Below are 2,469 nucleotides of genomic sequence, written 5' to 3'. Positions count from 1 at the left end.
CAGGCGCGCCTCGACCGCCGCCAAGGCCTGGACCGCGATCAGGCGGCGTTCCGCGTCCGCCGGTTCGACGGCGTCCTCGGGCAGGTTGGCCGGGCTGGCCCAGGCCGCATCCCGCGCCGCCGTCCGCCGCGCGCCGCGGCGCCGGTCCAGCACGGCGGTGTAGACCATGCGCAGCAGATAGGCCTGGGGGTTGGCGACCGGTCCGTCGGCGTTGCCGATCTTGAGCCAGACATCCTGGACCACGTCCTCGGCGTCGCCGCCCGCGCCCATGGCCGACGCCCGCCGGATCAGCGCCGGGCGCATCTCGGTGAACACCGCTTCGAGGCCTGCGGCCGGGATGTCGGGCGACGCGTTCATGCGCGCGGGCCATAGCCTTTCAATAGGGACGAAATCTGGACAAAACCGCCGTTGCGCCAGTCGAGCCTTTCCTCGCTTCCGCGAGCGCCTATTTCAAGATGGAAGCCGCGCCGCGAGGGCGCGCGAAGAAAGGACCGATCATGGGCAGCGAGACGACCGAGCGCGCCGTTCTGGCGGGAGGCTGCTTCTGGGGCATGCAGGATTTGCTGCGGCGCTACAAGGGCGTGATTTCGACCCGCGTCGGCTACAGCGGCGGCGACGTGCCCAACGCCACCTACCGCAACCACGGAACCCACGCCGAAGCGATCGAGATCGTCTTCGATCCGAAGGAGATCAGCTATCGGCAGCTGCTGGAGTTCTTCTTCCAGATCCACGATCCGACGACGCTGAACCGGCAGGGCAACGATCGGGGCCTCAGCTACCGCTCGGCCATCTACTACGCCGACGAGGATCAGAAGCGCATCGCCGAGGAGACCATCGCCGATGTGGAGGCGTCCGGACAGTGGCCGGGCAAGGTGGTCACCGAGGTCGAGCCGGTCGGGCCCTTCTGGGAGGCCGAACCTGAACATCAGGACTATCTGGAGCGCTATCCGGAAGGCTACACCTGCCACTTCGTGCGCCCGGACTGGACGCTGAAGCCGGCGGCCTGAGGCGCGGTCGGCGGATGCGGTCCCGATGGGGCCGCGTCCGTCCGACCGACTTCTGCAGGGAACGCCTTCCATGACCGACACGCTCGACCTTTCGCACTGGATCAACGGCGAGCGGACGAGCGGCGATCGGCCCGCCGAGAGCATCAATCCGTCGGACACCCGCGAGGTGGTGGCCCGCACACCCGACGGCTCGGCCTCGGACGTCGGCGACGCGGTCGCGGCGGCCAAGGCGGCCTTCCCGAGCTGGGCGGACGCCTCGCCCGAGGTGCGCTCGGACATCCTGGACCGCGCCGGCAGCCTGTTGATGGAGCGCCGCGAAAGCGTCGGCCGACTGCTGTCGCGCGAGGAGGGCAAGACGCTGGCGGAAGGCGTCGGCGAAACCGCCCGCGCCGCCCGCATCCTGAAGTATTTCGCCGGCGAGGCCCTGCGCCTGCACGGCCAGAACCTGGCCTCGACCCGGCCGGGCGTGGAGATCCAGACCTATCGCCAGCCTGTCGGCGTCTATGGCCTGATCACGCCGTGGAACTTCCCCATCGCCATCCCCGCCTGGAAGGCCGCGCCCGCCCTGGCCTTCGGCAATACGGTGGTGCTGAAGCCCGCCGGTCCGACCCCCGCCACCGCCGAAGCGCTGGTCGCCATCCTGCACGAGGCGGGCCTGCCCAAGGGCGTCATGAACATGGTCATCGGCCGTGGCCGTGTGGGCCAGGCCATCGTGGATCACAAGGATGTCGTCGGGGTCTCCTTCACCGGCTCGCAGGGCGTCGGCGCCGGCGTGGCGGCGGGGACGGTCGCGCGCCAGGCCCGGGTGCAGCTGGAGATGGGCGGCAAGAACCCGCTGATCGTGCTGGACGACGCCGATCTGGAGCGGGCGGTGAACATCGCCCTGGACGGCTCCTTCTTCGCGACCGGCCAACGCTGCACCGCCTCCAGCCGCCTGATCGTGCAGGACGGAATTCACGACCGGTTCGTGGCCCTGCTGGCCGAGAAGGTCGCCGCCCTGCGGGTCGGCGACGCGCTGGATCCGAACACCCAGATGGGCCCGGCGGTCAGCGAGGCCCAGATGGAGACCGCCTACAGCTACGTCGAGGTCGCCCGCGGCGAGGGCGCCCGGATCGTCACCGGCGGCGACCGTCTGAAGCTGGACAAGCCGGGCTGGTACGTCCAGCCGACCCTGATCGCCGACACCCTGGCGGACATGCGGATCAATAATGAGGAGGTCTTCGGACCCGTCGCCTCGACCATCCGCGTGAAGAGCTACGAAGAGGCGCTGGAGATCGCCAACGGGGTCGAGTTCGGCCTGTCGGCGGGCATCGTCACCAGCTCGCTGAAGCACGCGCGCGACTTCCAGCGTCGGGCGAAGGCGGGAATGACCATGGTCAACCTGCCGACGGCGGGGGTCGACTATCACGTGCCGTTCGGCGGGACGAAGTCGTCCAGCTACGGCGCGCGCGAGCAGGGCTTC

The 2,469-nt window shown here is 69.7% G+C and carries 3 protein-coding genes; 2 read left to right on the top strand and 1 reads right to left on the bottom strand.

Annotated features, from left to right (window positions below):
- Nucleotides 1-357, bottom strand: a 357-nt coding sequence (locus Q0C81_RS09245; protein ID WP_291836765.1) for a sigma factor, incomplete at its 3' end; no start/stop codon positions are given.
- A gap of 140 nt (nt 358-497) precedes the next feature.
- Between Q0C81_RS09245 and msrA the strand changes: the two genes are divergently transcribed.
- Together msrA and Q0C81_RS09235 are read left to right on the top strand one after the other, a co-directional pair.
- On the top strand, nt 498-1,007 hold the full coding sequence (gene msrA, locus Q0C81_RS09240) for a peptide-methionine (S)-S-oxide reductase MsrA (protein WP_291836763.1): 510 nt from the start codon (nt 498-500) through the stop codon (nt 1,005-1,007).
- 70 nt (nt 1,008-1,077) lie between these two features.
- A partial coding sequence (locus Q0C81_RS09235) for an aldehyde dehydrogenase family protein (protein WP_291836761.1) occupies nt 1,078-2,469 on the top strand: 1,392 nt, incomplete at its 3' end.

Source organism: Brevundimonas sp., from assembly GCF_023259385.1.
Taxonomy (GTDB): domain Bacteria; phylum Pseudomonadota; class Alphaproteobacteria; order Caulobacterales; family Caulobacteraceae; genus Brevundimonas.
This window is presented reverse-complemented; position numbering and strand designations above follow the sequence as displayed.